General features: G+C 63.9%; 15 protein-coding genes. 6 read left to right on the top strand and 9 right to left on the bottom strand.

Annotated features, from left to right (window positions below; translation table 11 throughout):
• Nucleotides 1-13: 13 nt before the first annotated feature.
• A complete protein-coding gene (ltnD, locus tag BLS26_RS29505) occupies nucleotides 14-925 on the bottom strand; it encodes an L-threonate dehydrogenase (protein WP_092516012.1) in 912 nt (303 codons plus the stop codon).
• Nucleotides 926-1,029: 104 nt separating this feature from the next.
• Here ltnD and BLS26_RS29500 point away from each other — a divergent pair, with 104 nt between their 5' ends.
• Nucleotides 1,030-1,689, top strand: coding sequence for an aldolase (locus BLS26_RS29500; protein ID WP_092516011.1), 660 nt, complete (start codon nucleotides 1,030-1,032; stop codon nucleotides 1,687-1,689).
• A 112-nt stretch (nucleotides 1,690-1,801) separates the two neighbouring features.
• Here BLS26_RS29500 and BLS26_RS29495 read toward each other — a convergent pair whose 3' ends face one another.
• The 6 genes from BLS26_RS29495 to BLS26_RS29470 form a co-directional block, all read right to left on the bottom strand.
• Nucleotides 1,802-2,506: an ABC transporter ATP-binding protein gene (locus BLS26_RS29495; protein ID WP_092516010.1), complete on the bottom strand. Its 705-nt coding sequence runs from the start codon at nucleotides 2,504-2,506 to the stop codon at nucleotides 1,802-1,804.
• Nucleotides 2,490-3,224 carry an ABC transporter ATP-binding protein gene (locus BLS26_RS29490; RefSeq protein WP_092516009.1) on the bottom strand — a complete coding sequence of 245 codons (735 nt, stop codon included), beginning with the start codon at nucleotides 3,222-3,224 and terminating at the stop codon, nucleotides 2,490-2,492. Before BLS26_RS29490 ends, BLS26_RS29495 begins: the two co-directional genes overlap by 17 nt.
• Complete coding sequence (locus BLS26_RS29485; RefSeq protein ID WP_092516008.1) at nucleotides 3,221-4,201, bottom strand: branched-chain amino acid ABC transporter permease; 981 nt, start codon at nucleotides 4,199-4,201, stop codon at nucleotides 3,221-3,223. The genes BLS26_RS29490 and BLS26_RS29485 overlap by 4 nt, the downstream gene beginning before the upstream one ends.
• Nucleotides 4,201-5,079: a branched-chain amino acid ABC transporter permease gene (locus tag BLS26_RS29480; RefSeq protein WP_092516007.1), complete on the bottom strand. Its 879-nt coding sequence runs from the start codon at nucleotides 5,077-5,079 to the stop codon at nucleotides 4,201-4,203. Before BLS26_RS29480 ends, BLS26_RS29485 begins: the two co-directional genes overlap by 1 nt.
• Before the next feature lie 173 nt (nucleotides 5,080-5,252).
• Nucleotides 5,253-6,497, bottom strand: coding sequence for an ABC transporter substrate-binding protein (locus tag BLS26_RS29475; protein ID WP_092516006.1), 1,245 nt, complete (start codon nucleotides 6,495-6,497; stop codon nucleotides 5,253-5,255).
• A gap of 82 nt (nucleotides 6,498-6,579) precedes the next feature.
• A complete protein-coding gene (locus BLS26_RS29470) occupies nucleotides 6,580-7,401 on the bottom strand; it encodes a putative hydro-lyase (protein WP_092516005.1) in 822 nt (273 codons plus the stop codon).
• Nucleotides 7,402-7,520: 119 nt separating this feature from the next.
• Here BLS26_RS29470 and BLS26_RS29465 point away from each other — a divergent pair, with 119 nt between their 5' ends.
• The 3 genes from BLS26_RS29465 to BLS26_RS29455 are packed head-to-tail and all read left to right on the top strand — an operon-like array spanning nucleotide 7,521 to nucleotide 10,664.
• On the top strand, nucleotides 7,521-8,438 hold the full coding sequence (locus BLS26_RS29465; protein WP_092516004.1) for a LysR family transcriptional regulator: 918 nt from the start codon (nucleotides 7,521-7,523) through the stop codon (nucleotides 8,436-8,438).
• Nucleotides 8,439-8,481: 43 nt separating this feature from the next.
• Nucleotides 8,482-9,732, top strand: a complete 1,251-nt coding sequence (locus BLS26_RS29460) for a Zn-dependent hydrolase (RefSeq protein ID WP_092516003.1) — start codon at nucleotides 8,482-8,484, stop codon at nucleotides 9,730-9,732.
• Between the two features lie 23 nt (nucleotides 9,733-9,755).
• Nucleotides 9,756-10,664 carry an NAD(P)-dependent oxidoreductase gene (locus BLS26_RS29455; RefSeq protein WP_092516002.1) on the top strand — a complete coding sequence of 303 codons (909 nt, stop codon included), beginning with the start codon at nucleotides 9,756-9,758 and terminating at the stop codon, nucleotides 10,662-10,664.
• Nucleotides 10,665-10,827: 163 nt separating this feature from the next.
• On the opposite strand, the gene BLS26_RS29450 is transcribed toward BLS26_RS29455, so the two are convergent.
• The gene (locus BLS26_RS29450; protein WP_092516001.1) at nucleotides 10,828-11,901 is read right to left on the bottom strand and encodes a tartrate dehydrogenase; all 1,074 of its coding nucleotides are present in this window, start codon (nucleotides 11,899-11,901) and stop codon (nucleotides 10,828-10,830) included.
• A 195-nt stretch (nucleotides 11,902-12,096) separates the two neighbouring features.
• On the opposite strand from BLS26_RS29450, the gene BLS26_RS29445 reads away from it, so the two are divergent.
• Nucleotides 12,097-12,873 carry an SDR family oxidoreductase gene (locus BLS26_RS29445; protein ID WP_092516000.1) on the top strand — a complete coding sequence of 259 codons (777 nt, stop codon included), beginning with the start codon at nucleotides 12,097-12,099 and terminating at the stop codon, nucleotides 12,871-12,873.
• 95 nt (nucleotides 12,874-12,968) lie between these two features.
• Here the strand turns inward: BLS26_RS29445 and BLS26_RS29440 are convergent, their stop codons facing one another.
• A complete protein-coding gene (locus tag BLS26_RS29440; protein ID WP_092518763.1) occupies nucleotides 12,969-13,814 on the bottom strand; it encodes an alpha/beta hydrolase in 846 nt (281 codons plus the stop codon).
• A gap of 99 nt (nucleotides 13,815-13,913) precedes the next feature.
• On the opposite strand from BLS26_RS29440, the gene BLS26_RS29435 reads away from it, so the two are divergent.
• Nucleotides 13,914-15,335, top strand: coding sequence for an amidase (locus BLS26_RS29435; RefSeq protein ID WP_092515999.1), 1,422 nt, complete (start codon nucleotides 13,914-13,916; stop codon nucleotides 15,333-15,335).
• Nucleotides 15,336-15,345 lie beyond the last annotated feature (10 nt).

The following is a 15,345-nucleotide window of genomic DNA, read 5'->3' as shown; positions in this document are numbered from 1 at the left end:
TTGTGGTTTGCTTCTACTTGTCGCCCGGCAGATGCGTGCCGGTGACGCGGGCATACATCCGCGCCACCGAGGCGTCGTCGTCGCGACCCATGCCGGCGCCCGCCGTCATCAAAAACATCTGCAGCGCCGCAGCCGCAACCGGCACCGGGAATTTCGCCGAGCGCGCCATGTCCTGGATGATGCCAAGGTCTTTCACAAAGATCTCCACCGCGCTGCGCGGCGTATAATCGCCGTCGAGCACATGCGGCATCCGGTTCTCGAACATCCAGGAATTGCCGGCGGAGGCCGTGATCACCTCATAGACCTTCCGGATGTCGAGCCCCTGCTTGGCGGCAAACGCAATTGCCTCCGAAGCGGCTGCGATATGGACACCGGCCAACAACTGGTTGATCATCTTGAACGCGGCGCCCTGCCCCGCGGCATCGCCGAGCTCGTAGAGTTTTGCCGCCATTGCATCGAGCGCCGGCCGTGCCTTGGCGAAGGCGGCCGGACTGCCCGACGCCAGAATGGTGAGTTCGCCCTGCGCCGCGCGCTGTGCGCCGCCCGAGATCGGTGCGTCCAGATAATGTCGGCCGCTCGATTCCAGTTGCTTCGCCAGCCGCCGCGCCACATCAGGATCCATGGTGGCGGACGAGATGAACACCGCACCCTCAGCGAGAGTTTCGGCTACGCCGTTAGCCCCGAACAGAATGGTCTCGGTCTGGGCCGCATTGACGACCACGCTGACAACGATATCCGCTGTCTTCGCGGCTTCCGCGGGCGTTTTGGCGCCGTTGCCGCCGTCGGCCTCGAACCGCGCCACGGAATCGGCCGAGACGTCGCAGCCGGTGACCTCGAGGCCCTTGCGGCGCAGCGAGGTCGCCATGCCGAACCCCATCGAGCCGAGCCCGATGACGGCAACGCGCGGTTTGGCTGATACAGGCATGCGGCGGTTCCTCGATGGTTTCTGGTTGGCGGCTTTGCCTCTGGGTAACACGGCTTGGCCGCGCTGCCAAAGCGTGAGACAAGGCTGAAAATGAGGAAACCGGGATGAGCGATAGCCGACTGCGTGAGGAAATCTGCCGTCTCGGCCGCTCGCTGTTCGAGCGCGGGCTGACGCCGGGTTCCTCCGGCAATATCAGCGTCAAACTCGACGACGGCGGCTATCTGGTGACGCCGACCAATGCCTCGCTGGGCTTCCTCGATCCGGCGCGGCTGTCGCGGCTCGGCGCCGACGGCAAGCTCGTCACCGGTGACGCCCCGACCAAGGAAGTGCCGCTGCACACCGCGCTCTATCAGACCCGCGGCACCGCGCGCGGCGTGGTGCATCTGCACTCCACCCATTCGGTGGCGCTGTCGATGCTGCCGGAGATCGACCCGCGCGCCGCACTGCCGCCGATGACGCCGTATTACCTGATGAAATGCGGCCACACCGCGCTCGTGCCCTACTACCGCCCCGGCGACCCCGCGGTGGCCGACGCCATCAAGGGACTCGCCGGCAAATACTCGTCGGTGCTGCTCGCCAATCACGGCCCGGTGGTGTCAGGCGACACGCTGGAGGCCGCGGTGTTCGCGATCGAGGAACTGGAAGAGACCGCGAAACTGTATCTGCTGCTGCGCGGGCTGAACCCGAGGTATCTGTCGCCGGAGCAGGTTGCGGATTTGACCAAAGTGTTTGGGCTGGTGTTGCCGGAGCATGGGCACGACTAGTCCCTCACCGTCATTGCGAGCGCAGCGAAGCAATCCAGCTTGCTGCAAAGGAAGTCTGGATTGCTTCGTCGCTTAAGCTCCTCGCAATGACGCGGAGAGGCCGTCGCCTCAATCACATCCCCAGATACGCCCTGCGCACGTCCGGATTGGCGCTGATCTCCGCCGCACTGCCCTGCATCAGCACGCGGCCGGTTTGCAGGATGTAGGCGCGGTCGGCGATTTCCAAACACTCCGACATCCGCTGCTCGACGATCAGCACGGTCATCCCAGCGTCGCGGATGCGTTTTACCGCCTGGAAGATTTCATCGACCAGTTTCGGCATGATGCCCTGCGACGGCTCGTCGAGCATCAACAGCCGCGGCCGCGTCATCAGCGCGCGGCCGATCGCCAGCATCTGCTGCTCGCCACCGCTCAGCGTTTCGGCCCGCTGATCCAGCCGCTCCGACAGGCGCGGAAACAGGTTGAACACCAGATCGAGCGGTCCCTCGCGGTCGGCCTCGCCACGGTAGAGATAGCTGCCGAGCCGAAGATTGTCGCGCACGGACAGTCGAGGAAACAAGCGGCGGTTTTCCGGCACATAGGCGATGCCGCGCGAGGTGATGACATGCTGCGCCATGCCGTCGATGCGGGTGCCGTCGAACGACACCGTGCCGGAGCGCGGGCGCTCGGCGCCGGCGATCGACTTCAGCAGCGTCGACTTGCCGGCCCCGTTGGCGCCGGCGACGCAGACGATCTCGCCTTTTGCAACTTCGATCGAGATCGCCGAGATCGCGACCAGGCCCTGATAGGCGGTGGTGACTTCATGCACCGACAGCATGACGGTCCCCCAGATAGGCGCTGATGACTTTCGGATCGCGAACGACCTCGGTGGGCTTGCCTTCGACCAGCACCTTGCCGAGGTCGAGCACGATGGCGCGATCGACCAGCGGCATTACGATTTCCATGACGTGCTCCACCATCAGCACGGTAACGCCGGTCTCGCGCACCTTGCGCACCAGTTCGACGCCGGTCTTGGCTTCCACCGGCGTCAGACCGGTGAGCACCTCGTCGAGCAGCAGCAGCTTCGGCTCAGTCGCGAGCGCCCGCGCGACCTCGAGCCGGCGCTTTTCGGACGGCACCAGGTCGCTTGCCAGTACGCCAGCGCGCGGGCCGAGGCCGCAGAAGTCCAGCACTTCATGGGCCTTGCGGCGGGCGTCGCGCATCACGGTGTTGCGGATCAGCGCGCCGACGATGACGTTGTCGATGACGGTCATGGTCTCGAAGCTTTTGACGACCTGAAACGTACGTCCGACGCCACGCTGGCAACGCACGGCGGCCGGCAATGCGGTGACGTCCTCGCCGTCGAACATGATCGAGCCCTGGGTCGGCGGCAGCACGCCCGCGATCAGGTTGAACAATGTCGACTTGCCGGCGCCGTTGGGGCCGATCAGGCCGACGATTTCGCCACGGCCGACCGAAATCGAGACATCACTATTGGCAACAAGTCCGCCGAAGCGCTGCCAGACGCCGCGGGTTTCCAAAAGAGGCGTCGTCATCGTGCCGCCTCCTTGCGCTTGGGTGCGAACAGCCCGATCAGCCCTTGCGGTCGCGCCAGCGAGATCGCCACGATCAGCCCGCCATAGACGATCAGGTCGACACCGCGGCCGGAGCCGCCGATGAAGGAGCGCGTCAGCTCGGTGAGCGGAATCAGAATGACAGCGCCCAGCATCGGGCCCCACAGCGTGCCGATGCCGCCGAGCACGGCCGGCAGCGCCATCAGCAGCGAGAACTGGAATCCCATCACGCTTTCAGGATCGATATAGGAGACGAACTGCGCGTAGAAACTGCCCCCGATCGCGACCAGAAAGGCCGACACCGCCGCCGCCCCCATCTTGGAATTGAACACGACGACGCCGAGGCTTTCGGCCGCCTCCGGATTGTCCTTCACCGCGCGCCACCAGTAGCCCCACTTGGAATCTTCCAGCCACCAGGTGACGAACCAGGCGACGCAGGCGAGCCCCAGCGCGAAGTAGAAGTATGGCAGCTTGCTGCGCGTGAACTGGAATTTCAGCCAGCTATCGCCGCGCACGGGGATGTCGATACCGAGCGCCGCCCCGGCCCAGTCCCAGTTGTGGAACAGCAACAGCCCGATCTCGGCGATGACGATGGTGGCGATGACGAAGTAATGGCCGCGCAGGCGGAAGCAGGGATAGCCGAGCGCCATCGCGATGACGGCCGAGATCAATCCGCCGCCGAGCATGCCGAACCACGGCAGCACGCCGAGCTTTGTGAACAGCAAGGTGGTGGTGTAGGCGCCGAGCCCGAAATAGAGCGCATGGCCGAGCGAGATCTGTCCGCAATAGCCGGACAGGATGTTCCAGCTCTGCGACAGCGCGCCCCACATCAGCGTCAGCACCATGATGTTCTGGACGTAGACGTCCTTGACGAACAGCGGCACGGTGGCGGCGATCGCGGCCAGACAGAAGGCGGTGATCAGTTCGCGGCGGCGGCGTTTTGCGAATTCGCTATCCATCAGATCGATCCGAACAGGCCGCGCGGCCGGACGAAGACCACCAGCAGATAGACCGCGTAGATGCCGACCGACTTCAGCGACGGCGGCAGGATCATCGCCGTGGTGGCTTCGACGAGGCCGACAATGATGCCGCCGGCAAAGGCGCCGAACACACTGCCGAAACCGCCGAGCGCGACGGTGACATAGGCGATCAGCGCAAACGACGCGCCGACATCGGGGTAGATGTAGAAGAAGATCGACATGATGGCGCCGGCAAGTCCCACCAGCGCCGCGCCGAGGCCCCAGCCCAGCGCGAACACACGGTTCTTGTCGATGCCGACCAGCGCCACCGCGCCGGCGTCCTCTCGCGTGGCTTCGAGCGCACGGCCGAAGTCGGTGCGGTTGATGAAGAAATAGAGCGCGCCGAACGCCGCGATCGAGACCGCGGCACCGACCAGTTGCGGCTCCGGCAGGAAGATTCCGCCAAGCGAGACGGTTTTGCCGCCGAGCCACGAATGGGGAACGCTGCGATAGTCCGGCGTGAAGAAGAACTGCGCCAGCCCGCGCATCACGATGGCAAGCCCGAAGGTGGAGAATATCTGCACCATGCCGGCATTGGCTTTCGCTCTCACCGCAAACCGCACGATGAACAGATAGATCACCGCCCCGAACACGAACAGCGCAGCCGCGACCAGCGGCGCCGCCAGCAGCGGATCGATCGCAAAGAACGTGAACAGGAAGAACGTCACATACATCGCGATCATCAGGAATTCGCCGTGGGCGAAATTGACGACGTCCATCAGGCCGAAGATCAGCGCGAGCCCTACGGCAATCAGCCCGTAGAGCAGCCCCATCAACAGGCCGCTCGCCAGACTTTGGATGATGGTCTCGGCGGTCATTGGTATGCCCCTATCTCTCGTCGTCCCTGCGAACGCAGGGACCCATAACCACCGGAGTCGCGTTTGGAAAAAGGACGTGAGGCCACGATGAAATCGATAGTCCCGGGCGTATGGGTCCCTGCGTTCGCAGGGACGACGCAATGCTTGTGGTTGGACCTCGCGACAGGCACCGATTACTTCATCGGCCAGACGGCGTCCGCGACGGCGGCTTGCGGCGGCGAGATGGTGACGAACTTGCCGCCGATATATTGCAGCAGCACCGGATCGGCGTCGTTGTTCTGGCCCATGTCGTCGAACTTGATGCGCTTCCACGGCATGATGGTCTGTTCGCCGGGAATGTCGGTCGCGGCCAGCGCGTCGCGGATCTTCTCGCCGTCGGTGGACTTGGCGCGGCTGATGGCCTCCGCCATCACGATCAGGCCCATGAACTGCCGCGACGTCAGGTCGTTGAAGTCCTTGCCCGACTTCTCCTTGAACATGGCGTTGACCTTGCCGACCATCGGCCGCTTGGCGGCGAGATCGAGCGAGAAGGTGCCGCGCGAGATCACGCCTTCGAGCTTGTCGCCGACGGCGTCATACAGCGCCTTTTCGGAGAAGCCGGCGTCCTGCGCCACGATGGCGTTGGGCTTGTAGCCGAGCTCGGCCATGGTCTTGACCAGCAGGATGCCGTCGGTGGTGTAGCTCGAGGGCATCAGCACGTCGGCATTGGCAGCCTTGAGCTGCTGCACTTCCGACGACAGCGACGGCGAGTTCGAGCGATACTTGATGTCGGCGACGATCTTGTAGCCGCGCTCGCCGGCGAGCTTGGTCTGCGCGTTGGCGGAGTCGGTTCCGAAGATGGTGTCCTCGTGGAACAGCGCCAGCGTTTCGATCTTGGTGCCCTTCTTCTTCAGGGTGTCGAAGAAATCGAACATCGCCTGCGAATACATCTCGTCATGGGGTGCGGCGCGGAAATAATATTTGAGACCGCGGCGATGCAGGCTCGGGGAAGAGTTGTCGGCCGAGATGAACGGGGTCTGGTAGCGCTCGCAGACCTGGCTGACGGTCACCGCGACCGCGCTCTGGTAGGTACCGATGACGGCGCAGACTTTTTCCTGCGTGATCAGACGTTCGGTCTCGGCGCGGCCCTTCTGCGGATCGGACTGGTGGTCGGCGAACACGAGCTTGATCTTGGCGCCGCCGAGGCCGGGCAGGCCCTCACCTTTCGCCAGCGGCAGGTCGAAGTCGTAATCCTTGTTGATGATCTCAAGCGCGGTCTCGTAGGCCTTCTGCGCGTCGACGCCCTGCTGGGCGCTGGCGCCGGAGAACGGATAGATGATGCCGATCACCACTTCGGAAGCTTGCGCGCGGCTCGCGATCGGCGCCAGCGCGGCGGCGGCAGTGGCTCCAAGCAACACATTACGGCGCGTGATGTTCATAACAAAATCCTCTGTTGGCCCGATGTTATCGATGAAACGGTTGACGGTTACGGTAAAGCCTCAATGCGCGGCATGGACTGCATCAAAGCACGGCAAGGTGCTTGTTCAGCAGATCGGTCACCAGCATCAATCCGGGCGCATGCGTGATCGCAAACGGCAGCTTGGCGGCCGCGATGACCGATTGCGGCGTCACGCCGCAGGCCCAGAACACCGGGATCTCGTCGGCGGCGACCGGAACCGGATCGCCGTAGTCGGGCTTGGCAATGTCGGCAATGCCGATCGACGAGGGATGGCCGAGATGCACCGGCGCGCCGTGCACGGAGGGAAAGCGCGAGGTGATCTGCACCGCGCGGATCGCATCCGCCGGCTTCAACGGTCGCATCGACACCACCATCGGACCCGCGAACGGTCCCGAAGGTTGGCAGGCGATGTTGGTGCGGAACATCGGCACCCGCGTGCCGCGCTCGATGTGGCGGATCGGCAGGCCGTCCGCCAGCAGCGCCTCCTCGAACGAATACGAACAGCCGATCACGAAGGCGACGAGATCATCGCGCCAGTGCGCCATGATGTCGGTCGGTTCTTCCACCACCTCGCCGTCGCGCCAGACCCGGTAGCGCGGCAAATCGGTGCGGATGTCGAGGTCGAGGCCGAGGGCGGGAATGCGGGGATCGCCGACGTCGGACATACCGATGATCGGGCACGGTTTGGGATTGAGCTGGCAGAACCGGTGAAACGCGCTGGCGAGCTTCTCCGGCATGATGGCGAGATTGCCCTGGACGAAGCCGTCGGCGACGCCGGCCGTGCTGGAAGCCATACCGGTGCGGCAGGCGTGCCGGGCCAAAACGCTCGGCGATAAATTGGATGCATCGTCGGCGGGTCGTTCGGTTCTCGCCAAGCTGGTCATCGTTGCAACAGCTCCAATTGGGTCGACATCTACTCCCGCATATGGCTATGATAATGTCTAATCTTGTTTTTTAATCAAGATCGATAAATCAAATTTATCGACTTGTAGGCAGAGTAAGCATGGCTGATTTCAAGGCAATTGAGACCTTCATGTGGGTGGTGACCCTCGGCAGCTTCCGCGGCGCCGCCCACAAGCTCAACACCACCCAGCCGGCAATCTCGCAGCGGATCGCCCAACTCGAACGCGAAGTGGGGGTGCGGCTGCTGCAGCGCGACCGCCGCATGGTGCTGCCGACGCCGAGCGGCCGGCAAATGATGGTCTATGCCGAGAAGCTGATCGGGCTGCGCTCGGAAATGCTGGCGGTGGTCGGCGACCGCTCGGCGATGCGCGGCGTGCTGCGGCTCGGGGTCGCCGAGACCATCGTGCACACCTGGCTGTCGCAGTTGATCAAGAGCGTCAACCACGCCTACCCCAACCTCACGCTCGAAATCGAGGTCGACATCACCTCGAACCTGCGCTCGCGCCTGCTGGCGCAGGAAATCGAACTGGCATTTCTGCTCGGACCATTGACCGCGCCGACCGTCAGCAACCGGGTGCTGTGCGATTATCCGGTCGGCTTTCTGGCAAGCCCGGCGCTCGGGCTCGGCGACCGCAAGCTGACCGTGCACGACCTGGCGAAATTCCCGATCATCACCTTTCCGCGCAAGACCCCGCCCTATGAGCTGGTGCGATCGCTATTCAACCGCCCGGACCTGCCGCCGATGCGCCTCCACGCCAGCGCTTCGCTCGCAACCGTCATTCACATGGCGATCGAAGGGCTCGGCATTGCCGTGATCCCGACCGCGATCGTCGAAAACGAGCTGGCCGACGGCCGGCTGCAACTGCTGACCACCGACCAGCAGATGCCGCTGTTGACGTTTTCGGCGAGTTGGCTGGCCTCCCCCGACACCGTCGCGGTGGAACGCGTGGCCGAACTCGCCGCCAAGCTCGCACAGGGCAGCGCCGTTGTTGACGCGCCGCGACGGGCGCGTCATTGAAAATACCCGCGTGTGCGTATCGTCTGATCCCCGGAATGACCTCATGACAAAAACCGCCTCCAACCTGCAAATCGATTCAGCCCGGCTGTGGGGCACCATCCACGAAACCGCGAAATTCGGCGCCACGCCGAAAGGCGGCGTGCGACGGCTTACACTGGGGCCCGAGGACAAGCAGGTGCGCGACTGGTTCCGCAAAGCCTGCGAGGCCGCCGGCCTCGAAGTCCATGTCGACACGCTCGGCTCGATGTTCGGCCTGCGCCGCGGCCGCGACATGTCGAAGGCGCCGGTCGGGCTCGGCTCCCATCTCGATACCCAGCCCACCGGCGGCAAGTATGACGGCGTGCTCGGCACCTTGGCAGCGCTTGAAGTGGTCCGCACCCTCAACGATGCCGGGATCGAAACCGAAACGCCGATCTGCATCTGCAACTGGACCAACGAGGAAGGCTCGCGCTTCGCGCCGGCGATGATGGCCTCTGCCGCCTATGTCGGCGATTTCACCACCGACGATATTCTGTCGCGCAGGGATATCGACGGCGTCACGGTCGGCGAAGCGCTGGACAGTATCGGCTATCGCGGCGAAAGCCCGGTCGGAAAGCAGAAGTTCTCCGGCTTCGTCGAACTGCACATCGAACAGGGCCCGATCCTCGAAGCCGAGAACAAGACCATCGGCGTGGTCGATTCTGGCCAGGGCGTGCTGTGGTACGACGGCAAGATCACCGGCTTCGAAAGCCATGCCGGCTCGACGCCGATGCCGCTGCGGCGCGACGCGCTGGCGACGTTGTCGGAGATCGTGCTGGCGATGGAAGCCGCGGCGAAGAAGCATGGCCCGAAGGCGGTCGGCACCATCGGCGAAGCCGTGATCGCCAACCCCTCGCGCAATGTCATTCCCGGCGAAATCGCCTTCACCGTGGACTGCCGCAGCGCTGAGGCCGCCATCATGGACACGCTCGACAAGGATTTGCGCGCCGCAATCGCCGAGATCTCGGCGCGGCGCAAGGTCGACGTCAAGCTCGACCTGGTCTGGCGCAAGCCGCCGACGCATTTCGATCCCAAGCTGGTGGATGCCGTAGAAAGTGCGGCGACGATGCTCGGCTATTCGCATCGCCGCATCACCTCCGGCGCCGGCCATGATGCCTGCAACCTCAACACCAAAATTCCGGCGGCGATGGTGTTCGTGCCCTGCAAGGACGGCATCAGCCACAACGAACTCGAGGACGCCACGCAAGGCGATTGCGCGGCGGGCGCCAACGTGTTGATGCATACCGTGCTGGCGCTGGCCGGCGTCGCATCCTGATAAAATAACAAAGGGGAAGTGCCGTGCGTGGAGTTTTTGTCGACGCCAATGAATCGCTGGCCGTGATCTTCGAGCGGCTGCACAAAGCAGGCGATCCCGAAGTGCGGATCAACCGCAACCCCGATATCAAGCCGGAAGACTATCCAAAAATACTCGACGGCGCCGAAATCGCGATCGTCGATCACACCGCATTGCCGACCGAGATCGCCAAGCAATGCAAGGGGCTGAAGCACGTCGTGTTCCTCGGCACCGGCGCGCGCAGCTACATGAATCCGGAAGAGCTCGCCGAGCTCGGCATCTCCGTGCACCTGATCAAGGGCTATGGCGACACCGCGGTGGCGGAATGCGCGATTGCGCTGATGTGGGAAGCCGCGCGGGGACTAGCGAAGATGGACCGCGGCAACCGCGCCGGCAACTGGCTGCGCGACGACGGCATGCAGTTGACCGGCAAGACACTCGGCCTGATCGGTTTCGGCGGCATCGCGGCCGAAGTCGCGCGGATCGCGCTCGGCAGCGGCATGCGCGTGATCGCCTGGAACCGGTCGCCGAAGAAATTTCCGAAGGTCGAATTCGTCGAGTACGAGGAATTGCTGACTGACAGCGACGTGATCTCGATCCACCTGCTGCTGAATGACGAGACCCGCGGAATGGTGTCGCGCGCCTGCTTCGAGGCGATGAAGGTCGGCGCCATCCTCGTCAACACCGCACGCGGCGCCATCGTCGACGAGGAAGCCATGATCGACGCGCTGAAATCCGGCCAGCTCCGCCACGCCGGCCTCGACGTCTTCAACACCGAGCCGCTGCCGGCCGATCATCCGCTGACCAAGCTGCCGAACGTGACGCTGTCGGCGCATTCGGCGTTTCGCACGCCCGAGGCGAGCGAGAATTTGATGTCCGCGGCGTGGGTGCATTGTCGTAGGATTGCGAAGTAGCGTCGTCCCGCTTTTCTTCCCTTCTCCCCTTGTGGGAGAAGGTGGATCGCTGACGCGAAGCGGCAGCGAGACGGATGAGGGGTCTGTCTCCGCGGATAGAGACCCCTCATCCGCCTTCGCTGCGCGAAGGCACCTTCTCCCACAAGGGGAGAAGGGAAGAAGGCTAGTCCACCATCTCCGCGACAGCCTTGCCGCATGCCGTCGTGTCGGCATTGCCGCCGAGATCGCGCGTCCGCAGCGTGCGCTCACCCAGCGTGCGCTCGATCGCGGCGACGATCGAATCCGCCGCCTGCTTCTCGCCGAGATGCTCTAGCATCATCGCACCCGACCAGATCATGCCGATCGGGTTGGCGATGCCCTGCCCCGCAATATCCGGTGCCGAGCCGTGCACCGGCTCGAACACCGATGGAAACAGCCCGGGCGGATTGATGTTACCGGATGGCGCGATGCCGATGGTGCCGGTGCAGGCCGGACCGAGATCCGACAGAATGTCGCCGAACAGGTTGGAGCCGACCACGACATCGAACCAGTCCGGGTGCAGCACGAAGTTCGCGGTGAGGATGTCGATGTGGTACTTGTCCCACTTCACCTTGGGAAAATTCTTTGCCATCGCCTCCACGCGCTCGTCCCAATAGGGCATCGTGATCGAGATGCCGTTGGACTTGGTGGCCGAGGTCAGGTGCTGCTTCGGCCGCGACTGTGCCAGTTCGAACGCGAACTTGAGAATGCGGTCGACGCCGATCCGCGTCATCACGGTCTGCTGGGTGACGAATTCGCGGTCGGTATCGGGGAACATGCGGCCGCCGACGGAGGAATATTCCCCCTCGGTGTTTTCGCGCACCACCCAGAAATCGATATCGCCGGGCTTGCGGTTGGCAAGCGGCGACGGCACGCCGGGCATCAGCCGCACCGGGCGCAGGTTGACGTACTGATCGAACTCCCTGCGGAACTTGATCAGCGATCCCCACAACGAAATGTGATCGGGGATTTTCGCGGGCCAGCCGACCGCGCCGAAATAGATCGCATCGTGCTTGCCGATCTTGGCCTTCCAGTCCTCCGGCATCATCTCGCCGTGCTTTTCGTAATAGTCCCAGGACGCGAAGTCGAAATGATCGAAATGCACGGCGACGCCATGCTTTTTCGCCGCCGCTTCCAGCACGCGCAGGCCTTCCGGCACCACTTCCTTGCCGATGCCGTCGCCGGGAATGACCGCGATCCGATAGGTTTTCTTGCTCATCCTCAGGATTCCTTGCGTCTCTGCCGGGTCCGGAACACGGCCTTTTTTGATCGCCTTGCAATGGACCAAACCGCGCCACGGCGCAACGCTGCAGTGCAATGTTGACCGGCATGCCTGCCACCGCCTACCAATTCCCAGCCTTCCAATCTCATTGGCTTTTCCCTCCGACGTTCCCCCAAGCAAGCGAGAATTCCCATGGATCTGCATCTGCGCGGCAAGCGCGTCCTGATCACCGGCGCCTCCAAGGGCATTGGCGCGGCCGCCGCCGAAGCCTTTGCCGAGGAAGGCTGCGACGTCATGCTCGCCGCCCGTAACGGCGAACAATTGAAGGCCCTGTGCGAGCGCCTGCGCTCCGCTCACCAGATCGGCGCGTCAGCCCATGTCGTCGACCTCCGCAAGCCCGAAGATATCGCAAAGCTCGTCAAGGATGCCGCCGACATCGATATCCTCGTCAACAATGCCGGCGACATTCCGGGCGGCTCGATCGACAAGATCGACGAGGCGACCTGGCGGCATGCCTGGGAGCTGAAAGTGTTCGGCTATATCAATCTTACCCGCGCGATCTACGCCCAGATGAAGGCGCGCGGCCACGGTGTCATCGTCAACGACATTGGTGCGGCCGGTGAAAAGTTCGACGCCAACTATATCTGCGGCAGCGCCGGCAACGCCGCCTTGATGGCCTTCACCCGCGCGCTCGGCGGCAAGAGCCTTGCGGACAACATCCGCGTGGTCGGTATCAATCCCGGCCCTGTTGGTACCGACCGCCACGTCACGCTGTTGAAGACCCGCGCCAAGAACCAGTTTGGCGACGAGAACCGCTACAAGGAATTCCAGAAGAACATGCCGCTCGGCCGCCCCGCCCACGCCCGCGAGATCGGCGACCTGATGGCGTTCCTGGCGTCGGACCGCTCCGGCTATACGTCGGGGGTGATCGTGACGGTGGACGGCGGGCACACGTCGGGGTGGAGTTAGCTGCTACTGTCATTCCGGGGCGATGCAAAGCATCGAACCCGGAATCTCGAGATTCCGGGTCTGGTCCTTCGGACCATCCCGGAATGACAAAGCAGCTACGTCCGCTCGAACAACTGCCGGATCAGCGTCGTGATCCTCCCCTTCGGCGACATCATTTCATCCATGATGGTGAAATGATTGGCGCCGGGGATTTCCTCGTAGGTCACCGGCAAGCCAAATCGCGCACGATGCCCGGCAAAATCCGAAGTCTGCTTGCGCAGCAGCGGCAGTTCCGCGCTGCCGACCACCAGCGACAGCGGCTTCGACGGACCGCCCGCCTGCATCATCGGCGAATTGCGGTGCACGGTCGGCCCATCCGCCCTGAGTTTTTCGTTCAGATAGGAATGGCGGATCGGATCGAGGTCGTAGATGCCTGATATCGCCATCCCTGCCCGCACTTTCGGATGCGACAGCGCCATCGAGGTGAGATGGCCGCCGGCGGACCAGCCGGACACCACGATGCCTAGATCGGCGGCGCCGAGCGCCGGCAATTGTCCGGTGAAGAAATCAATGCCGGCATGGATTTCGGCGACGATCTCATCCAGCGTCGCATCCGGCGCCAGCGTGTAGCCGATCAGCGCGACATTGATGCCATGCGCCATCGGGCCCTCGGCCACTACCGTGAACACTTCCTTGGCACGCGCCTGCCAATAGCCGCCGTGAATGAACAGCAGTGTCGGCGCCTTGTCGGCGGCTTTGAGAAAATCGATCCGGTTGCGTTCGCGCGGGCCGTAGCGGAGGTCGATATGAGCAGGAAAGCGCTGGCGCAGTTCGCCGGAGCGGCGTTCCCAACCGGCCACCATCTCGACGCTGCCGGGGACATGTTCGCCATTGTTGAGGCCGCGATCGCGCTCCTGCTGGCTCATGCTGCGCCAGTCAAGCGCCGAAAACGGGGTCGTCATGCCTGCTATCTCCATCCAGCAACTTCAGTGCGTTCCACTTTGCCGGAAAATGTTCTACAGCACCATGCACGCGAAAGAAACGAAGCGGGAGAAACGCGAATGGCCGATCAGGGGCTGATAAAAGAGACAGCGGTTGCCGTGGTCGGCAAGCTCAGGTCGGGTGAAGTCACGCCGCTCGATCTGCTCGACGTGCTGGAAAAGCGCATCGCCCAAGTCGACGGCAAGGTCAATGCGCTGCCGACGCTCTGCTTCGACCGCGCCCGCAACGCTGCCAAGGCGCTGATGAAGAAGCCGGCCTCCGAGCGCGGCCTGCTCGCGGGCCTGCCGGTGCCGATCAAGGACCTGACCGCGGTCGCCGGCGTGCTGACGACGCAGGGCTCGCCGATCTACAAAGATAACGTCCCGGCCAAATCCGACATCCTGGTCGAGCATCTCGAAAACAACGGCGGCGTGATCTACGCCAAATCCAACACGCCGGAATTCGGCGCCGGCGCCAACACCTTTAACGAAGTATTCGGCGCGACCCGCAATCCCTGGGACACGTCGCGCTCGGCGGCGGGCTCCTCAGGCGGCGCCGCGGTGGCGCTCGCCACCGGCACCGCGTGGCTGGCGCATGGTTCCGACATGGGCGGCAGCTTGCGTAATCCGGCGAGCTTCTGCGGCATCGTCGGCCTGCGTCCGAGCATCGGTCGGGTGGCGCATACGCCGGTGGCCGCGATCGATCGCAATCTCGGCGTCCAGGGCCCGATGGCCCGCAATGTCGAGGATCTCGCGCTGCTGCTCGACGCCATGAGCGGCGAGCATCCCGGCGATCCGCTGTCGCTGCCGCGGCTGCCGAACTCGTTTCTCTCCGCCGCGCGCTCCGGCACCAAGCCCAAACGAATTGCCTATTCGCCGGACCTCGGCATCACGCCGGTCGATCCGGAAGTCGCCGCCATCACCCGCAAGGCCGCGCAGCGTTTTGCAGAGGCCGGGGTCATCGTCGAGGAAGCCCATCCCGACCTGCGCGAGGCCCATGAATGTTTCCATGTGCTGCGTGCGTTCGATTTCGCGCTCTCCAAGGCGGCGCTGCTGCGTTCCAAGCGCGACCAGCTCAAGCCGGAGGTGATCTGGAATATCGAGGAGGGCCTGAAGCTTTCGGTCGAGCAGCTTGAACGCGCCGAGGCGCAGCGCGTCGCCATGACGGCGCGCACGCTGGAGTTCTTCGAGAAATACGACCTGCTGCTGGCGCCCGCGACCATCGTGCCACCGTTCCCGGTCGAGAACCGCTACGTCGCCGAATGCGCCGGCAAGAAGTTCGACAACTATGTCGAATGGCTCGGCATCGTCTACGCGATCACGCTGGTATGCTGCCCCGCTTTGTCGCTGCCCTGCGGGTTTACCGCCTCCGGCCTGCCGGTCGGATTGCAGGTGGTCGCGCCGAACCGCGGCGAGGCGCAACTGCTCGCAGGCGCCAAGGTGCTGGAAGATATTCTGGGCGTTCGCGGCACCACGCCGATTGATCCGCGGGGACCGAAGTAGAGGGCGCCGC

Origin of the sequence: Afipia sp. GAS231, assembly GCF_900103365.1 — a bacterium.
Classification (GTDB): Bacteria; Pseudomonadota; Alphaproteobacteria; order Rhizobiales; family Xanthobacteraceae; genus Bradyrhizobium.
This window is presented reverse-complemented; position numbering and strand designations above follow the sequence as displayed.